Below are 17,738 nucleotides of genomic sequence, written 5' to 3' on the forward strand. Positions count from 1 at the left end.
AAAACGTCCCGCCGCCGGCGATGCATGCCGGCGGCGGGACGTCGGGGGACTACGTCGATGCGAATCGTCAGGCGCCGATGCGCTGCTCGATCTTCTTCATCGTGTCGGTCATTTCGGCCGGCAGGCGCAGCTTCAGCGTATCGAACAGCTCCGCGTGCAGCTTCAGCTCCTCGCGCCATTCATCAGTGTTCATCGACGTCACCGCGTCGAACTGATCGCGCGTGAAATCGAGGCCGTCCCAGTGCAGGTCCTCATACGCGGGCGACACGCCGAACGCATGCTCGCCGCCGCCACCGGTGCCTTCGAGGCGATCGAGCATCCACTTCAGCACGCGCATGTTCTCGCCGAAGCCCGGCCACACGAACTTGCCGTTCGCGTCCTTGCGGAACCAGTTCACGCAGTAGATCTTCGGCAGTTTCGCGCCCGCGCCTTCGAGCTGCTTGCCGAGTTTCAACCAGTGCGCGAAATAATCGCTGACGTTGTAGCCACAGAACGGCAGCATCGCGAACGGATCGCGGCGCACGACACCCTGCTGGCCGACCGCCGCCGCGGTGGTTTCCGAGCCCATCGTCGCGGCCATGTACACGCCTTCGACCCAGTCGCGCGCCTCGGTCACCAGCGGCACGGTCGTCGAACGGCGGCCACCGAAGATGAATGCGTCGATCGGCACGCCGGCCGGATTCTCCCAGTCGTCGTCGATCGACGGGCACTGCGCGGCCGGCGCCGTGAAGCGCGAATTCGGATGCGCGGCCTTGCGGCCCGTTTCCTTGCCGATTTCCGGCGTCCACGGGTTGCCCTGCCAGTCGGTCAGCTTCGCGGGCGGCGTGTCGGTCAGCCCTTCCCACCACACGTCGCCGTCTTCCGTCAGCGCGACGTTCGTGAAGATCACGTTTTCGGTGAGCGTCGAGATCGCGTTCGGGTTGGTCTTCACGCCGGTGCCCGGCGCGACGCCGAAGAAGCCGGCTTCAGGGTTGATCGCATACAGTCGGCCGTCGCGGCCCGGCTTCAGCCATGCGATGTCGTCGCCGATCGTCGTGACCTTCCAGCCGTCGAAGCCCTGCGGCGGAATCAGCATCGCGAAGTTGGTCTTGCCGCACGCGGACGGGAACGCAGCCGCGACGTGATACTTCTTGCCGGCGGGCGACGTCACGCCGAGGATCAGCATGTGCTCGGCGAGCCAGCCCTGGTCGCGGCCCATCGTCGACGCGATACGCAGCGCGAAACACTTCTTGCCGAGCAGCGCGTTGCCGCCGTAGCCCGAGCCGAAGCTCCAGATCTCGCGCGTTTCGGGGAAATGCACGATGTACTTGACCGGGTTGCACGGCCACGGCACGTCCTGCTGGCCGGCTTCGAGCGGATGGCCGACGCTGTGCACGCACGGCACGAACTCGCCGTCCTCGCCGAGCACGTCGTACACCTCACGACCCATGCGCGTCATGATCCGCATGTTCACGGCGACGTACGGGCTGTCGGACAGTTCGACGCCGACGTGCGCGATCGGCGAGCCGAGCGGGCCCATCGAAAACGGCACGACATACAGCGTGCGGCCGCGCATCGAGCCGCGGAACAGGCCGTTGAGCGTCTCGCGCATTTCGGCGGGTTCGATCCAGTTGTTGGTCGGGCCGACGTCGTCGCGCGAGGCCGCGCAGATGAACGTGCGATCCTCGACGCGCGCGACGTCGGACGGATCGGATTGCGCGAGATACGAGTTCGGGCGCTTCGCCGGGTTCAGGCGCGTGAGCGTGCCCTGGTCGACCATCGCCTGGCACAGCGCGTCGTATTCCTCCTGCGAACCGTCACACCACACGACGCGCTCGGGCTCCGTGAGCGCCGCGATGCGCGACACCCAGTCGATCAGCTTGCGATGTTTGACGAAAGCCGGCGGAGCGATCAGTGGGCCGTGTGTTGCTTCGGCCAAAGTGTTTTGCGACATGAGGATGTCTCCAGATTATTGGGCGGGGATGGGGGTTGCGGGGCGAGCCCGCGAGATGGGGTATGCGATTGGAGCGCAGGGTGCGGCGGCACGCAGGACGGGACGCGCGAGCGGAGCGCGCGTCGATGCCGCGATGCATGCGAGAGAAGGTGATGTCTCTTTAGTTGGTGCGAACGCGAGTTTCGCCATACAAGCAACCTGCCGTACAACTCCATGATGGCCAGCATACCATCGCCGTTATTCGGCAAACGTTGCGTTGCAACAAGAAACAACTATGTCGGCGAGCCGGCACGCCGGTTGCCTATGAGGCCTTTTTACAGCGGCATTGCGCGCGTTTTGGGGACGAATTGGCCGGAACGGCCGTCCGGCAAGGGTTTTGCGGGGGCGGCAAAATTGGCCTGCCGCTCCCGCGCCTGGCAAACGCGAACGCACGCTGTGCGAATTCGCGTTTTCGCTACTGCGGGAAACCCCGAATTAGGTTGCGTACACAAACATCTGATGTGAGCGCACGGCAAGCGCCCCTGCTCAAAACGGTGCGCCCGGCAATCCGGGGTAATACGCGCCCGCCGCCATCCCGCCGTCGACGGCCAGCTCGGCGCCGTTGCAATACGACGCTTCGTCGCTCGCGAGGAACAGCGTCGCGCGCGCGATTTCGTCGGGCAGGCCGACGCGTTGCAGCGGCACGTTCGCATAGTGTTTGTTGATTTCCTCGAGCGGCGCGCCGGTCGGATTCGACATCGCGGTGTTCACGCCGCCCGGATGGATCGAATTCACGCGCACGCCCTGATGGCCGAGTTCGAGCGCCGCGACCTTCGTCAACCCGCGCACGCCCCACTTGCTCGACACGTACGCGGCCAGCGCGTTCACGCCGCGCAGCCCGTCCACCGACGAGATGTTGACGATCGACCCGCTCTTCTGCGCGATCATGCGCGGCGCGATGGTCCGGATGCCGACGAACGTCCCGACGAGGTTGATCGACACCGCGCGCTCGAAATCGCGTTTCGACAGTTCGGTGATGCCGCCAAAGGCCAGCACGGCTGCATTGTTGACCAGTACGTCGATACGGCCGAACTGTTCCATCGTCGCTTCGGTCACGCGCACCCAGCTCGCTTCGTCGGCGACGTCGAGCCGCATGAAGCGCGCTGCGTCGCCGAGCTCGCGCGCGAGCGCTTCGCCTTCCGCGCCGAGCACGTCGCCGATCACGACGCGCGCGCCCTCCGCGACGAACAGCCTGCACGTCGCCGCGCCCATGCCACGCGCACCGCCCGTGACGATCGCTACCTTTCCTTCCAGTCGACCCATGTCGTCCTCGCTTCGATTCCGGTTTGCCGGCTGCCGTGCGCATGCGTGCGCGTGCTTGCCGGTTCATGATTGGCACGCAGCAAGCGCCGCGCGCCGTCGGCCCCCGCCGTCAGCCCCAGTAAGCCTGCCCGCCGTCGAGCGGCAGCGTCGCGCCCGTCAGGTATGCCGCATCGCGGCTCGCCAGAAACACGATCGCGCGCCCGATGTCCTGCTCGCAGTCGCCGACGCGGCCGAGCGGAATCGTGCGGAAAAACGCTGCGGCTTCCTGCGGATTCGCGTCGACCCAGCCTTTCAGGCCCGGCGACAACGCATGCGGCGCGACCGCGTTCACACGGATGCCGTCCACGCCCCATTCGCAGGCCGCCGCGCGCGTCAGCGCACGGATCGCCTCCTTGGTTGCCGCATACGCGCCGTAGCCGGACGCATCCCAGCGCACCGCGGCCGACGACGCGAAATTGACGATCACGCCGTCCCCCTTCAGATGCGGATGACACGCGCGCATCATGCGCAGCGTCGCGATCGGTCCCGATTCGAGCCCCGCCAGGAAACTCGCATCGGTCACGTCGAGCAAACGGCCGAGCGGTACGACCTGCGCGTTGTTGATCAGGATCTGCACGCCACCGAACCGCGCGACGACGCGGTCGACGCATTGCTCGATCTGCTCCGCGTCCATCACGTCGCAGACGAACGGCTCCGCCACGCCGCCGCGCGCGCGGATCGCCTCGCAGGTCGCGAGCAGTTTGTCGAGGGTGCGACCGACCACCGCGACGTGCGCCCCTTCCGCCGCGAGCGCCTGCGCGACGCCCTGGCCGACGCCTTGCCCCGCGCCCGTCACGAGCGCGACCTTGCCTGTCAGGATGCCCATGCGTGCTCCTCAGGCGACGATCGCCGGATGCGCCTGCACGGGCCCGCCGAGCAGTTCGCGATAGGACGGCGGCTGCTTGCCGTCGAGATCGGCGATGCCGTACCGCAGCGCGGCTTCCGCGCCGACGAGCACCTGCCCCGACAGCGCCATGCGCTGCGGATCGCCGTGAATCGCGTGAATCACGCGCCCCGTGAATTCGGGGCTTTCCGCGACGAGCGAGAATTCCTTGTACAGATCCGGGTGTTCTTCCCACACGCGCGTCGTGCGCTCGGTGCGCAGCGGGCCCATCCAGATCGACACGGCCGCGACGTCGAACGGCTTCAGGTCGACGGCCATGTCCTTTGCGAACTTGTCGACGCCGGACTTCTGCGCGCCGTACGCCGCACCGTGCATATAGCAGCTCGCGCCGAACGACGACGTGAACGCGATCAGCCCGCTGCGGCGCTGCGCCATCAGCCGCGCCGCGTGCCAGCTCGCGACATAGGCCGAGCGCAGCCCGACATCGAGGATGTTGACGAGATCGAGCGACTTCTCCCAGAACGGGCCCGGCAGGATCAGTTGATCGTGCAGGTAGGTCGCGTTGTTGACGAGGATGTCGAGCCGCCCGCTTTCGCGTTCGACACGTTCGAACAGCGCCTTCACCTGTGCGTCGTCCGCGTGATCGCAGGCCACCGCGATCCCGCGGCCGCCGAGCGCATCGATCTCGCGTGCGGTTTCGTGGATCGTGCCGGGCAGCGGCGCATCGCCTTCGTTCTGCGAGCGGCCCGTCACATAAACGGTCATGCCGGCCGCGCCGAGCGCGCGCGCGATGCCCTTGCCCGCGCCGCGCGATGCGCCCGTCACGACGGCGACCGGCGCATCGTGGTTCTGTGTCATGTTCGATGTCTCCTGTGGAATATGCTGGGCGCCACGTCAATGGCGTTCGCGTGCGTCACGCGGCCGGCGGCTGCGCGCCGGCGAACAGCACGCCCGGCGCGTCGCCTTCGTAGCGGGCCGACAGCGTCGACGTGACGACGCAGCGCGTGCCCGCGATCTTCCATTCGCCGTCGACCTTCCGGTATTCGTCGTCGTAGTACGCGCCGAGCTGCGTCAGCGTGCGCGCGTTCGTGTCGATCATCTGGTAGTGCAGGCCCCACGTGCCGCGTGCATGCGTAGCGTCGAGCACATCGATCTCGGGATTCACGCCGTGGTGCATCTCGACGATGTGCGGATGGCAGCCGAGTTGCGCGAAGACGTCGACGAGCGCGTCGCGTGTGTCGAACGTGCCGATCCGGCCGTAGTCGATCTGCACGGGGCCGGGTGCGAAGCAGTCGCGCATCCCTTCCGGATCCTTGCGGTCGCAGCAGGTGAAGTAGCGCGCCTTCAGCCGGCGGATCGCGTCGGCGTCCTCGAGCCGGCGCACGCGCGCTTCCAGCGATTCGATGAGGGTCATCCTGTCTCCTTGTTCGGTGCCGGCGCGGTTCGAACGCCGCGTCGATGCCACGTTACCGCCGCGCGATGCGTCGGCCATCACCCGTTCGGATGAAATCCGTGATTCGTTTCGGCAGCGCCGTTTACGTGCGGCAACGGCGTTCGTCCGAACAGACGATGTGATGCAGGGGGCTTCGTTCCTACCATCGAACGACACCACCACGAGACCCGGCGATGGACGACACGACCCGCACGCTCCATGAGTACGAGCAGATCCGACAATTGAAGTACCGGTATTTCCGCGCGGTCGACACGCACGACTGGGCGCTGCTCGCCGATTGCCTGACCGAAGACTGCGAGGCGCGGCTGTATGGCGGCCGCTATGCGTACGACGGCCGCGACGCGTTCGTGTCGAGCCTGCGCGCGCTGATCGGCAAGCCGACCTTCCTGACGATGCATCACGGCCATCACCCCGAGCTCACGCTGATCTCGGCCGATCACGCGTGCGGCGTGTGGTTTCTCGAGGATCACGCGATCAATCTCGAGGATAACTACCTGCTGCACGGCACCGCGTTCTATGACGACCAGTACGTGAAACGCGATGGCGTGTGGCGCATTCACGCGACGCGCCACGAGCGGCTGTTCGAAACCGTCACGTCGCCGATTCCGCCGTCGTTCACGCTGACCGCGAACCGGTTCGCACCGGGCGCGCACCAGGCGGCCGGATCGCCTGAAACCGCTTCCTGAACCCCGGCGGCACCGCCGCCGATCCCGTCATTCCCCCCGGAGCCGGAGCAATGGAGAAAGTCATTTACGTGTTGTGGCGCGATACGCAGGCCGCGCCCGAACAGTGGAGCCGCACGGTGCGGGCGCAGCTTGCCGACAAGCTGCTGTCGCTCGGTGCGCACGGCGTGCAGGTGAACGTCGCGGATGCGGATGTCGCGCCGGCCGCCGGCCTGAAGCAGACCAACACGCACCCGGGCATCGACGGGATCGTCGCGGTGTGGGTCGATAGCGCGAACGCGATGTTCCGTCAGCCGTTCGACGACGCGGTGCGCGCCGTGGTCCCGCACATGGCGGCGTATCTCGTCACCGAGTCGCAGCCGATTCCGAATACGCGCTTTCCGGCACGGCCGGGCGAGCGGACGACGGGTTTTTCGCAGCTCGCGTTTTTGAAGCGGCCACCACGGCTGACGCACGAAGCGTGGCTAGACGTGTGGCACGGACATCACATGCGCGTCGCGATCGATACGCAGGACAACTTTCTGTACGTGCAGAACGTCGTCGTGCGTGCGCTCACGCATGCGGCGCCGGGGTACGACGCGATCGTCGAGGAGTGCTTTCCCGCTGCGGCGATGACCGATCCGCATGCGTTCTTCGATGCGGTCGGCGATGACGAGAAGTTTCAGCGGAACGTGGCGGAGATGATGGACAGCTGCGGGCGCTTCATCGATTTCGACAAGATCGATGTGGTGCCGACGAGTCAGTATGTGGTGAAGGCTGTGCGGGGATAAGCCCAGGCGATCGCCTTCATGGGGATTGATTGCCGTGTTCGTTTCATTGCAAGCCGGCGGAGCGCTTGGGTGCGTCGCCGGCTTGTGCTTTGCCGCTTCACGGATTGACGTGGTTGGAGTTGATCAACCTGAAGCGATCCCTGCCGACCACCGGGAGTCGTTATTCGTCGTTGTTGCGCAAGCTATCCCGGCCCTCTTCAACTCACTCGAACTGACTGAAATCCACCTCTTCTTTGACGAACTTCCCCGTCGACAGCAGTGCGCTTTCGATGTCCATGACGATGCGCGCGTTGTCGATCGTCGCGGTGACAAACAGCGACCAGATATCGTCGTCTATTTCGTAGTGGCCCCGCGCATATGTCCAATAGCTGAAGTAGCGATCCTGGGACAATGCGACTACAGGGTCATCAAGGCCGTCCGGATGCGGGACCTGGACAGCATGCAGCGCATCTTGCAGAATCGCAGCGACGTTTGGAAAATCCACTGCGCGGTGGTCGTCAAGTACCTCGACCAGAAGCTCGCTGCCGTGAAATACCGGTCGGACGCGGAATCGAATCGGGCTTGTCATGGTTCGTTTAAGCGATGGCCTCCCTTGCCACCATGATCTTGTTCTCGTGCCGGATCCCGTCCAGCTCAAAGTACGCTATCCCCTCCTGCGTCATTCCACGGGAATGGTAGAAAGCGATTGCCGGCTCGTTTTGCGAATTGACGCTGAGCCAGAACGAGCGATTTCCGGTTCTTTCCTCTGCCATGCCGCTCGCATGAGTCAGTAGTGACGATCCGATTCCACGGCCGGAAAAGGACGGCTGGACGTAGAGCGTTTCAATCTCGACGGGAACGTCCGCGTGGTGCGAATCCAGGCGGATGACGATATATCCGGCAAGATTTCGGTCTGCCTCGGCAACCAGCAGAACGATGCCGGGATCGTTCACCAGAGCCAGGATCCGTTCGCACGTAAAGGTACTCAACACATACCGGGCAATGACCTCGGATACGCCTGCCGCTGCATAGGTATGCACCCACACATGCGCACCAAGCACGGCAATACCCGCAGCGTCTTCCTGCCTCGCTGTTCTGATCGATAACATCACGTTCATCTCGTTCTTTCTGCGGACAATCGCCGAACCCGGGCTCATGCCGATTTTCCGGTTACTCGAGCGCCTGCGCGATCACCGAAGCGAGCCCCATCGGATTCTCCCAGGCCATCGAATGTCCCGCGTTTTCCACGATCGCAACGCTCACCCCTTCGGCGGGAAGACGTTCGGTATCGACGTCGGGCAGCGAGCGCTCGCCAAACACAACCGTTCTCGGCATCTGCATCGCATAGAGCTGTTCACGCCAACTGGGATCACTGCCCTCGATGAGCGATACCGCACTTCGGTGAACGGCATACGGAGCACTGGCCGACAGTGAAGCGGCCCAGATATCGCTGCCCCCGGCGGCGGATTCGGCTATCAGGCCTGCGTGCCCGGTTTGCACATACGTCCCTTCCGTCATCGCCGCAATTTTTCTGCTGAAAAAGCCACCACCCGGCTCCAGATTCGGCTCGCCCAGCACGAGATGCCGCACCCGCTCACCCAGCAGCGCCGACGCAGCAATGGCTACAGCTCCGCCCATGCTGTGCCCGAACAGGTTGAGTGATGACAGCCCCAAATGATCGGCCAGTGCCACGATCGTTTTGGCATGGTCCTGCATGCTGTAGGAAAAATCCGCGGGGCGATCGCTGAACCCGAATCCAAGCAAATCGACCAGCACCTTCCGATGCCTGGCCAAGGCAGGCGCCGCCACAACGCTCGGATAGTCACAGGAGGACGCGCACCCTATGCCGTGAACGAAGAGCGTCGGCACCCCTGCCCCGGGGAGATCGTGATACCGGAGACCCCATGGGCCGTTCTTGATCGCAAAAGTCTTCATTTTCGATGGTCAACCATTGACTGCGGCATCAGCTGCCCCCGCCGGCCGGATAGCCGAATTCGTCGCTGGCCGGTTTCAAGCTGACGAGCGGGAGCAATAGCGGCGCGCCCTGTCGTCGCCATCGCGCCAGACGGATGCTTATATTAAATCGAGCGTACGCATGGATACCCGAGAATCTACACTGACAGCCCCGCTTCCACGATATGGATCACGCATGGAATCGCTTGCCCCCTTCAGTGGTTCGAAGATCGCGCTCTTCAAGGACCGGGAAATCCTCGTCTATCGACGCGACGACAAACCCGACATACCGTTTCCCGGCCTGTGGGACCTGCCCGGCGGAGGCCGGGAAGGTAACGAAACGCCCGAAGCGTGCGCGTTGCGTGAGCTCCATGAGGAATTCGGACTGACGATACCGGGCAGCCGGATCGGCTGGTCCCGGGTCTATCCGTCGAACCGGCCGGACCGCCTGCCGCACTGGTTCTTCGCCAGTTGGCTGAGCGATGCGGAAATCGCCGCGATCCGTTTCGGCAACGAAGGCCAGGAATGGACGCTGATGGATGTCGACGCGTATCTGCGGCTCACCGATGCGATCACGCATTTGCAGGCGCGCGTCACGGATTATCTGCGGCGTTGACGACGCACGATTTCCGGCGATTGGCGCTGGTCCGGCGAGCGTCGCCTGCTGGCCGACGCCTGCTCGATGCGTTCGGCCGACGCGAACTGAAGCGGCCACGCTCGGTTCACGGCAGCAAACGCTCGGCGTCATCTGACCGTGACCGGCCCCGTGACGAACAGGATTCGACCGGGACTAGCGCCGGCTCGCTGTCGATGTGTGCACGAACGCCGAAATCGCCGCCACGACGCCGTCCGCCAGCGGCAGATCCGGGTCCGAATAAGCGGCGAGGTTGTCTTGCAGCGCCGACGTGCGGATCGTCTTGAGCACATGATTGGCGTCGGCGATCAGCGCCATTTCGGCCCGCGGATTGGCATCCTTCAGACGTTCCGCGTCCTGTACGGCAATCTGGATATCCCGCGATCCTTGCACGATCAGCACGGGCTTCGTATAACCAGCCAGCAGCGCTGCCGGATCGATGGTCAATTCGCTCATCAGGAAGCGCTGGACTTGCGGCCTGAACAACGGCATGAGTGCTGGATCGATCCCGGCTGCGTCTACGCGTTTCCCGGCTTCCAGCGAGTCGAGGATCGAGAGTGCATTGTCCAGGATTGGCGCATTGGCCGGGTTCGATTGCAGTTGTTCCCTCATTACGGGCGCGAGCGGGCGTCCCGCCGTGGATACCAGGATCAGGCCGGCAATGTCGGCCAATTGCCGTGCAGCCAGCAATGCCACCAATCCGCCCTCGCTATGCCCCAACACCCATACGCAGGAAGCCCCCGTCTGCGCGCGGATCGCGGCTACCCACGAACAGACGTCGGCCGCGTACGCGTCGATCGTGACGTCATCGGCATCCGGTATTGCCGACGCGCTGCCATACAGGCCGCGCTTGTCGATTCGAACCGACGCGATACCTTCATCGAGCAATCCTTCCGCAAGCAATCGGTAAGTCGACGCCTGAACCCAGTTCGATGCGTTGCCATTTCTGTCGGTCGAGCCGGAGCCTGGCACGATCAACACCACCGGGGCGTCACCGGTGTCCGGAGACAAGAGTGTGCCTTTCAGCGGGCCGGCTGGGCCCGGTGCTTCGATTTCCGTCTGCATGCTTTGTAAAGAATCCCTCGAATGAAATGCGATACCCATTGCGATGGCGCATCGCTTTATGGGCGGCCTCGATCGACAACCAAGCGGGACCACCGATCTGGCTGGTCCCAACCTGTCGATCGTGCCGCGGTGGCTAACGCATCCGATCGTTACGTATCATCGCGGCCAGAATATATCCGGCGATGCGCGGATTCTCCTTGATTCGCCGGGTGCTGTAGCCATACCAGTCCTGGCCGTACGGCACATAGACGCGCACATTGAATCCCTGCGCAAGCAATGCGTCGCGCGCCGGCTCGCACACGCCCAGCAACATCTGGAATTCGAACCTCGACCTGTCGATCCGCTCGCGTTGCAGCCAGCCGGTCAGCACATCGATCAACTGTGCATCGTGGGTGGCAATGCTCACGAACGATCCCGCCTGTATTGCAGTCGATACGTGCCGGATGAAGTGCGCAGTGATCGCCGCCCGATCCCTTAACGCACCGTCGACGAGATGCTCGTTCGCTTCCGCATAAATTCCCTTGCAGATACGCATGCGGCTTTTGCGCTCAAGCAGCGGAACGATGTCATCGCTCGTGCGCTTCAAATATGCTTGCAGTGCGATTCCGATCGCATAGCCTTCGGCTTCGAACTTCGAGAACGCATCGAGCGTTTTCCGGGTGCAGCGGATGTCTTCCATGTCCATGCATGTGCTGATCCCGTGTGCGGCTGCCGATCGCAGTATCGCCGAGACGCGTGCCAGGCATGCGGCTTCGTCGAGATGCAAGCCGAGTGCAGTCAATTTGATCGAAAGCTCGGCGGGTTCATGCTCAGATCCGAGCGCATCGATGAGATCGAGATAATCGCGGGTCATCGACTCTGCCTGTTCAGGCGATGACGCCGTCTCGCCCAACACGTCGACAGTGGTTCGGAAGCCTGCTGCGTGGAGCGCCCGGATGCGCGTACGCGCCTCGCAAAGCGTTTCGCCGGCGATATAGCGGCGGGAGATCCTGCGGATCAGCGAACGGGGAACGAGCGGGATGGCATGAGCCGCCATCGTATTGAAAATACGCATGTTGTGGTCTCTGGAAAACGCAGTCGCACGAATACAGACACGATCAGTCAATTCGAACGACATCACCGGACTGTTGTTCACCACAGTCCGGGACGAATACCAAGGTCGATGCAATCACTGCATCGCGGCTGGTTTTCAGTGCGTTTTCGAGGGAGGCCAGGCAGCTGCGTACATGATTCGAGTGGGATCTGTTGCGGTTCGCTACGGGTGGGTCAATGCCGGCTTTCGGCCAGGTCACTCAGGCATCGCGAATCGTAGCACGAGCACACGAACAGCGGACGTGAGCCGAACCGAAGGCGGTCAATCGTTCGTCCACAACGAGCCGTCACGCAGCGGGCGACAGTTTCATCCGATCCTGAGTGGCATTTCAGTGCCCGTCGCCTGTGAAGCGCCGCGGCTGATAAGTCTTCCCGTTCCAGGTAAACCGCGTGGATTTGCCCGACGCGGCCTTGCCCTTCGGACGCACAACGAGGTCGTAATGCCCGTTGGTCATGTGAGGGCTGAACGACAGCACGTAGTGAACCTCCGTCGTGTTTTCCGCATCACACGCGTCCTGCTGTGCGTCGCCCTGATTTTTGCCTTTGCCCGCCTTCTCCGCTACACACTCCGCAGCCGCGTCCCTGTCATAGGTCGACCAGTCGGTCATGGCGGTGAAGATCGGCATCACACGAGCATCGGCAAAGCGATACAGGCTCAGTATCTCGATCGAATCGCTATGCGCGGTCGATGTGTAGTTATTGTTGAAGCGAACACCAAAGGCGGTTTCCTGCGCATTGATTCGGTACGGAATCACGTCCATGGTCAGGGATGCGCTCCACAACAGCGGCGACGTATCGACGTGCTCGCTTCTATCGCTTGCGAGCAGGTGGAACCGTTGCCCGTCACGGGTCAGGACACCCGTCCACAACTCCGCGTCGTCGTTATCGGTCGAGCGCTGCACCAATGCGGAGACGACCCACAGCGGCCCTGAAGCCGATGGCCCATGCGCCCATGGCGACAACGCGACACCCTTGACGCTATCCGCCGGCGCGGGATCCTTGCCCATCAGGGTACGCAACGCAGCTTGCTGCTGATCGCCGTCGTTCACGTCGCTTGCCGCAAACGGGCAATTTGCAACCAACGCCAATATGAACGCCAGCACCGTTTGTACACGGAAATAGCGTTTCTTGTCTTTTCGGATACCTTGATATCGTCGCATTTCCCGCATGCTGAACAACATTGCCTGTGTACTCCCCGTAGATCCACTGTGCAGCCAGTTGCAGGCAAGCCTCGTCGGATCGATGTCTCTGCACTCGACTGGAGGGGTGCCGGTCACTCGGGCACATACCGAATACGTCGAACCGCATCTCGTGGATCGGCGTGGAATGGCACAACGCCTCGACCAGCCTTGGCCGTGGAGCATTTCCGTCTTCTAGAGCGCCCCAATCCGCATCAACACCAAGCCTGCTGCAATCCAGCTCAAGGCGCCTTGGCCAAAGCCAGAATAGCCATCACCGCATCGTCCTCGATTCCCTTGATATCCGACGGGAACCGATTCCTTTGCGGTATCAACACGATAAGCCCCTCGATCTGCGCCGTAACGAGTGCCGCGCGCCGGATGCGCACCGCTTGTGGCAGCGCCGGGTTCACGGCTTCGATGAGGCCGGCGATCACACCGCGTTGAAATTCATACCCCTCCTCGAGCATCTTCCGCGCGAACTCCTGCGTTTGGGCCAGTGCCCAGAAGTTCACGAACAGGCTTTGAGTCCTGGGCTGCTTTCCGTCTTCGAGCAACAGTCGGACCACTTTCTCCAGACGGCCCTCGGGTGTCAGCGACGTGTCCGCGTGCACGCCGTCGTACGTATTGGCGTATGCCTCCCTCGTCACGGTAAGGATGGCCGCGAAGATGTCTTCGCGCGTGGGAAAGTAGTGCTGCAGGTTCGACAGCGCCAATCCCGCCTTTGCCGCGACCTTTCGCATGGTCAGCCCGCCGTAGCCTTCGTCCACGAAGATCTCGATCGCACAGGCCATGATTTTGTTCACCGCGTTCTTGCCGCGTTCGGTCAAGACGCGTCCGTTATCGAGAGCCGCCCTCTTCAAGAATTCCTCCTGCTGCCCCGTGAGCGCATGCCCGGGGCGATGGTACTGATGACGCTTCGGCGTCGCTCATGCCCGGTCGCATGCCGCCCCGCCGTGTCCGCTCGATAGACGTGGAGCGGAGAAATAGGTTGGTCGACCGGATTGTGCAAAACCGTTGAGACCTGTCATGGAGCCATGTCGGTTCCACTACAGGGGCCAAAAGGCCGAACCTGACGGCCGACATTCTACGCAGGATTGGAAATCCGGGGAGAGGCGTCGATATCGATTGGCGGGCGCACACATGACTGGCTCGATACCCGTCACAAAACGGGTCGAGCGACATATTTTTGTCGAGGCGATCGAACGCCGTTCACTCCTCGCCCTCCGCCCCTTTGCCACGCCCATGACGAAACGTCTATACTTGGACGATCCATCGACCGGCACGCTGAAGCATACGAACCCGCGCGCGCCTCGATCCCTGGCCTCATCTGCCCGGAGCGACATGAGCGACTATCCCGTTTTCGACACGCTTTGCGATCTGCTGAACACGTCCGGCGCGCGGTTCCGTGTGCTGGAGCATCCGGCCGAAGGGAAATCCGACGCCATCGCCGCGCTGCGCGGCACGCGCCCCGAACAGGGCGCGAAGGCGATGCTCTGCACGTTCAAGGATGGCGGCGACACCACCGCGCTCGCGGTGATTCCCGGCCACCTGAAGATCGATTTCCGCAAGGTCGCCGATGCGGTCGGCCGCCGCAAGGCCACCCTCGCGTCGCCCGACCTCGCGGCCACCGTCACGCGCTGCGTGATGGGCGCCGTGCCGCCGTTCGTGTTCGACGCCAGCGTGACTCTCGTCGTCGATCCCGCCCTGATCGAGCGCAACACCGAGATCGCCTTCAACGCGGGCCGCCTCGACCGCTCCGTCGTGCTCGACGCGTCCGACTACGTGCGGATCGCGCAGCCGCTGCTCGCCGACATCACGCGGCCGGAAGCGGCGGACGGCGAGTAACGCGCCGGTTGCCCCTTCCCCCGCAGCCGTCGCATCGACCCGAAACCTGACCGCGAAACCATCATGACCACCACCCAGAAACTCGTGCTGTCCGAACAGGCGTCGCTGATAGAACAGGTGCAGCGCATCGCCGAAGGGCTCGGTGCGATGTTCGCGCCGTTCACCGAGGTCGTGGTTCACGACCTGCGCACGCCGAAGCACGCGATCCTCGCGATCCACAACAACCTGTCGGGGCGCGCAGTCGGCGATCCCGCGACCGAACTCGGCCTCGCCCGCATCGCGGACGACGATTTCCCGCCAGTGCTCGCGAACTACCCGAACCGCTTCGCCGACGGCCGCACCGCGAAAAGCACGTCGATCGGCATCAAGGATTCGACCGGCCGCTATGTGGCCGCGCTGTGCCTGAATGCCGACGTCACGCTGTTCCGCGGCTTCCAGGGCATGCTGAACCAGTTCTGCAGCACGGACGGCGAAGCCGTCGCGGAAACGCTCGACCCGGCCGGCGCGGACGCGATCCGCCAGCGCATCGACGCGTTCGCGATGCGTCTCGCGACGACGCCGCGCGAACTGAAGACCGACCAGCGCCGCGAGCTGATGCAGACGCTGAAGGCCGACGGTTTCCTCGAAGTACGCCGCGCGATGGAGATCGTGTCGCAGCATCTCGGCGTCTCGCGCGCGACCGTCTACAACGATGCGAAATGACGCAAGCGCGATACCCGCGCCGCTTTCCCGCTGACCGATTCCTACGACCACCGGACCACCCATGAACGCTCCGACTCTCCCCACCTACGACGACGTTGCCGCCGCCGCCGCCCGACTCGAAGGCCATGCGCACCGCACACCGGTGATGACCTCGCGGACGATCGACGAAGCGCTCGGCGCGCAAGTGTTCTTCAAGTGCGAGAACCTGCAGCGCATGGGCGCATTCAAGTTCCGCGGCGCATTCAACGCGCTGTCGCGCTTCGACGCGGCGCAGCGCCGCAACGGCGTCGTCGCGTTCTCGTCGGGCAACCATGCGCAGGCGATCGCGCTGTCGGCGCGCATGCTCGGCATTCCCGCGACGATCGTGATGCCGCAGGATGCGCCGGCCGCAAAGATGGCCGCGACGCGCGGCTACGGCGGCAAGGTCGTGACCTACGACCGCTACACCGAGGATCGCGAGCAGATCGGGCGCGAACTCGCGGCGCGGCACGGGCTCACGCTGATCCCGCCCTACGACCACCCGGACGTGATCGCCGGCCAGGGCACGGCGGCCAAGGAACTGTTCGACGAAGTCGGTCCGCTCGATGCGGTATTCACGCCGCTCGGCGGCGGCGGCCTGCTGTCGGGCACCGCGCTCGCCACGCGCGCGCTGTCGCCGCACGCGACGCTTTACGGCGTCGAGCCGGAAGCCGGCAACGACGGCCAGCAATCGTTCCGCTCCGGCGCGATCGTGCATATCGACACGCCGCGCACGATCGCCGACGGGGCGCAGACGCAGCACCTCGGCAACCTGACGTTCCCGATCATCCGACGCGACGTCGACGACATCCTGACCGCGACGGACGCGGAACTGATCGACTGCATGCGCTTCTTCGCCACGCGTATGAAGATGGTGGTCGAGCCGACCGGCTGCCTGTCATTCGCCGCCGTGCGACGGATGAAGGACGCGCTGCAGGGCAAGCGCGTGGGCGTCGTGATCAGCGGCGGCAACGTCGATCTCGAGAACTTCTGCGCACTGGTGTCGGCGCCGGCATGAACGTCGCGGCGCGCATGAATATTCCGTCATCCGCGCCGCATCACTCCTTCACGTCGCGTTAAGTTTCGCGCCCTAGACTGATTACGTTGTCCCGCAGTCAGTCGTGAAGGAGCCACCATGAAATCGCACGCGATCGTCGCCGCCGCCCTGGCGGCTGCTTCCCTTTCGGCGTTCGCTCAACCGGGCGTGACGTCATCCGGTTTCCCCGCCGCGTCGCCGCACGACGCCGTCGCGCACGCGACGCACCGCTCGCCCGGCGCGTTGCCGCACGCCGGCTTCGTGCTCGCGAAGATCGATCAGAACAATACGCCGCCCGATCGCGGCGGCGACCCGAGCGGCCGCACGCATTCCGGCTCGCACATGTGACGGCACGCGCCGGGCGTGGCAGCCGCGCCTGGCCGTCAGAACGCCGGCAGCGACGGATCGCGTGCAGCGAGGATGTCGTCGGTGCGCCGCTGCAGCGCGCCGTCGATCGTCTCCGGTTGCGGAATCAGCCAGTAGCGCCCTGCCCGGATGCCGTCGAACACCCGCGCGGCGAACGCGTCGGGCGTGAGCCCGTGCGCGTTCAGCATCGAGCGCATCGTATCGACGAAGCCGCGCACCTCGGGCCGGGCGTGCGCCGCGCCGAACGGGTCGTTGAAGATGCCCGACTGCACGGGGCCCGGCGCGAGCAACGACACGCCGACCGGCGCGCCCAACATCTTCAGTTCTCCGTACAGCGATTCGGTCAGCGCGACCACCGCGAATTTCGTCGCCGAATAAGGCGACATCAGCGGGCTCGGCAGGAACCCGCCGACCGACGCGGTATTCACGACACGCGCCGGCACGTTGCGTTCGAGCATCCGCGGCACGAAGCTGCGGATGCCGTTCAGCACGCCGTGCACGTTGATCGCGAAGCTGCGCTCGAAGCGTTCCGGCGTGATTTCCCAGCTGAAGCCGGTCGCCATTACGCCCGCGTTGTTGAACAGCAAGTCGACGCCGCCAAAACGCTGCCAGGCCGCTTCCGCCAGCGCGTCGACGGCTTCCGGCCGGCTGACGTCGGTCGGCACGCACAGGACGTCGGTGTCCAGCGTCGCGGCGAATGCGTCGAGCTTCGCCGGGTCGAGATCGGCCAGCACGACGCGCATGCCGAGCCCGGCGGCGTGGCGTGCGAGCCCGCTGCCGATGCCGCTGGCCGCGCCGGTGATCACGGCGGTGCCGCCGTCGAAGCGAATCGAATTCGTCATG

The 17,738-nt window shown here is 64.3% G+C and carries 20 protein-coding genes; 7 read left to right on the top strand and 13 right to left on the bottom strand.

Annotation, left to right across the window (positions count from 1 at the left end; genetic code table 11):
- Nucleotides 1-67: 67 nt before the first annotated feature.
- From CFB50_RS26340 to CFB50_RS26365, 5 genes are all read right to left on the bottom strand, one after another.
- Nucleotides 68-1,933: a phosphoenolpyruvate carboxykinase (GTP) gene (locus CFB50_RS26340; RefSeq protein WP_089447708.1), complete on the bottom strand. Its 1,866-nt coding sequence runs from the start codon at nt 1,931-1,933 to the stop codon at nt 68-70.
- A 525-nt stretch (nt 1,934-2,458) separates the two neighbouring features.
- A complete protein-coding gene (locus CFB50_RS26350; protein WP_089447709.1) occupies nt 2,459-3,235 on the bottom strand; it encodes a glucose 1-dehydrogenase in 777 nt (258 codons plus the stop codon).
- Between the two features lie 109 nt (nt 3,236-3,344).
- On the bottom strand, nt 3,345-4,100 hold the full coding sequence (locus CFB50_RS26355) for an SDR family NAD(P)-dependent oxidoreductase (protein ID WP_089447710.1): 756 nt from the start codon (nt 4,098-4,100) through the stop codon (nt 3,345-3,347).
- Between the two features lie 9 nt (nt 4,101-4,109).
- Entirely contained in the window at nt 4,110-4,976 is an 867-nt protein-coding gene (locus tag CFB50_RS26360) for an SDR family NAD(P)-dependent oxidoreductase (protein ID WP_069251647.1), read from the bottom strand.
- A gap of 55 nt (nt 4,977-5,031) precedes the next feature.
- Entirely contained in the window at nt 5,032-5,532 is a 501-nt protein-coding gene (locus CFB50_RS26365) for a nuclear transport factor 2 family protein (RefSeq protein ID WP_089447711.1), read from the bottom strand.
- 212 nt (nt 5,533-5,744) lie between these two features.
- Here CFB50_RS26365 and CFB50_RS26370 point away from each other — a divergent pair, with 212 nt between their 5' ends.
- A complete protein-coding gene (locus tag CFB50_RS26370; protein WP_089447712.1) occupies nt 5,745-6,257 on the top strand; it encodes a nuclear transport factor 2 family protein in 513 nt (170 codons plus the stop codon).
- 50 nt (nt 6,258-6,307) lie between these two features.
- Nucleotides 6,308-7,024: an EthD domain-containing protein gene (locus CFB50_RS26375; protein WP_089447713.1), complete on the top strand. Its 717-nt coding sequence runs from the start codon at nt 6,308-6,310 to the stop codon at nt 7,022-7,024.
- Nucleotides 7,025-7,226: 202 nt separating this feature from the next.
- Here the strand turns inward: CFB50_RS26375 and CFB50_RS26380 are convergent, their stop codons facing one another.
- The 3 genes from CFB50_RS26380 to CFB50_RS26390 are packed head-to-tail and all read right to left on the bottom strand — an operon-like array spanning nt 7,227 to nt 8,938.
- Complete coding sequence (locus CFB50_RS26380) at nt 7,227-7,592, bottom strand: hypothetical protein (RefSeq protein ID WP_089447714.1); 366 nt, start codon at nt 7,590-7,592, stop codon at nt 7,227-7,229.
- Nucleotides 7,593-7,599: 7 nt separating this feature from the next.
- A complete protein-coding gene (locus CFB50_RS26385) occupies nt 7,600-8,160 on the bottom strand; it encodes a GNAT family N-acetyltransferase (RefSeq protein ID WP_089447715.1) in 561 nt (186 codons plus the stop codon).
- A 13-nt stretch (nt 8,161-8,173) separates the two neighbouring features.
- Entirely contained in the window at nt 8,174-8,938 is a 765-nt protein-coding gene (locus tag CFB50_RS26390) for an alpha/beta fold hydrolase (protein WP_089447716.1), read from the bottom strand.
- Between the two features lie 214 nt (nt 8,939-9,152).
- On the opposite strand from CFB50_RS26390, the gene CFB50_RS26395 reads away from it, so the two are divergent.
- Nucleotides 9,153-9,572, top strand: coding sequence for an NUDIX hydrolase (locus CFB50_RS26395; RefSeq protein ID WP_089447717.1), 420 nt, complete (start codon nt 9,153-9,155; stop codon nt 9,570-9,572).
- 174 nt (nt 9,573-9,746) lie between these two features.
- On the opposite strand, the gene CFB50_RS26400 is transcribed toward CFB50_RS26395, so the two are convergent.
- The 4 genes from CFB50_RS26400 to CFB50_RS26415 form a co-directional block, all read right to left on the bottom strand.
- The gene (locus CFB50_RS26400; protein ID WP_089447718.1) at nt 9,747-10,655 is read right to left on the bottom strand and encodes an alpha/beta hydrolase; all 909 of its coding nucleotides are present in this window, start codon (nt 10,653-10,655) and stop codon (nt 9,747-9,749) included.
- Nucleotides 10,656-10,788: 133 nt separating this feature from the next.
- Complete coding sequence (locus CFB50_RS26405) at nt 10,789-11,790, bottom strand: proline dehydrogenase family protein (protein WP_306427281.1); 1,002 nt, start codon at nt 11,788-11,790, stop codon at nt 10,789-10,791.
- A 286-nt stretch (nt 11,791-12,076) separates the two neighbouring features.
- Nucleotides 12,077-12,928 carry a hypothetical protein gene (locus CFB50_RS26410; RefSeq protein WP_089447720.1) on the bottom strand — a complete coding sequence of 284 codons (852 nt, stop codon included), beginning with the start codon at nt 12,926-12,928 and terminating at the stop codon, nt 12,077-12,079.
- Between the two features lie 239 nt (nt 12,929-13,167).
- Nucleotides 13,168-13,755: a TetR/AcrR family transcriptional regulator gene (locus CFB50_RS26415; RefSeq protein WP_143750964.1), complete on the bottom strand. Its 588-nt coding sequence runs from the start codon at nt 13,753-13,755 to the stop codon at nt 13,168-13,170.
- Nucleotides 13,756-14,269: 514 nt separating this feature from the next.
- Here CFB50_RS26415 and CFB50_RS26420 point away from each other — a divergent pair.
- The 4 genes from CFB50_RS26420 (at nt 14,270) to CFB50_RS26435 (ending at nt 16,877) form a co-directional block, all read left to right on the top strand.
- Entirely contained in the window at nt 14,270-14,773 is a 504-nt protein-coding gene (locus CFB50_RS26420; protein ID WP_089447722.1) for a YbaK/prolyl-tRNA synthetase associated domain-containing protein, read from the top strand.
- A gap of 63 nt (nt 14,774-14,836) precedes the next feature.
- Entirely contained in the window at nt 14,837-15,475 is a 639-nt protein-coding gene (locus CFB50_RS26425) for a helix-turn-helix transcriptional regulator (RefSeq protein ID WP_069251654.1), read from the top strand.
- A 61-nt stretch (nt 15,476-15,536) separates the two neighbouring features.
- Entirely contained in the window at nt 15,537-16,511 is a 975-nt protein-coding gene (locus CFB50_RS26430) for a threo-3-hydroxy-L-aspartate ammonia-lyase (protein WP_089447723.1), read from the top strand.
- 117 nt (nt 16,512-16,628) lie between these two features.
- The gene (locus tag CFB50_RS26435) at nt 16,629-16,877 is read left to right on the top strand and encodes a hypothetical protein (RefSeq protein WP_089447724.1); all 249 of its coding nucleotides are present in this window, start codon (nt 16,629-16,631) and stop codon (nt 16,875-16,877) included.
- Nucleotides 16,878-16,912: 35 nt separating this feature from the next.
- On the opposite strand, the gene CFB50_RS26440 is transcribed toward CFB50_RS26435, so the two are convergent.
- Nucleotides 16,913-17,737, bottom strand: a complete 825-nt coding sequence (locus tag CFB50_RS26440) for an SDR family NAD(P)-dependent oxidoreductase (RefSeq protein WP_089447725.1) — start codon at nt 17,735-17,737, stop codon at nt 16,913-16,915.
- Nucleotide 17,738: the final 1 nt, after the last annotated feature.

It is taken from the genome of Burkholderia sp. AU33423 (genome assembly GCF_002223135.1).
In the GTDB taxonomy this organism is placed as follows: Bacteria; Pseudomonadota; Gammaproteobacteria; order Burkholderiales; family Burkholderiaceae; genus Burkholderia; species Burkholderia lata_D.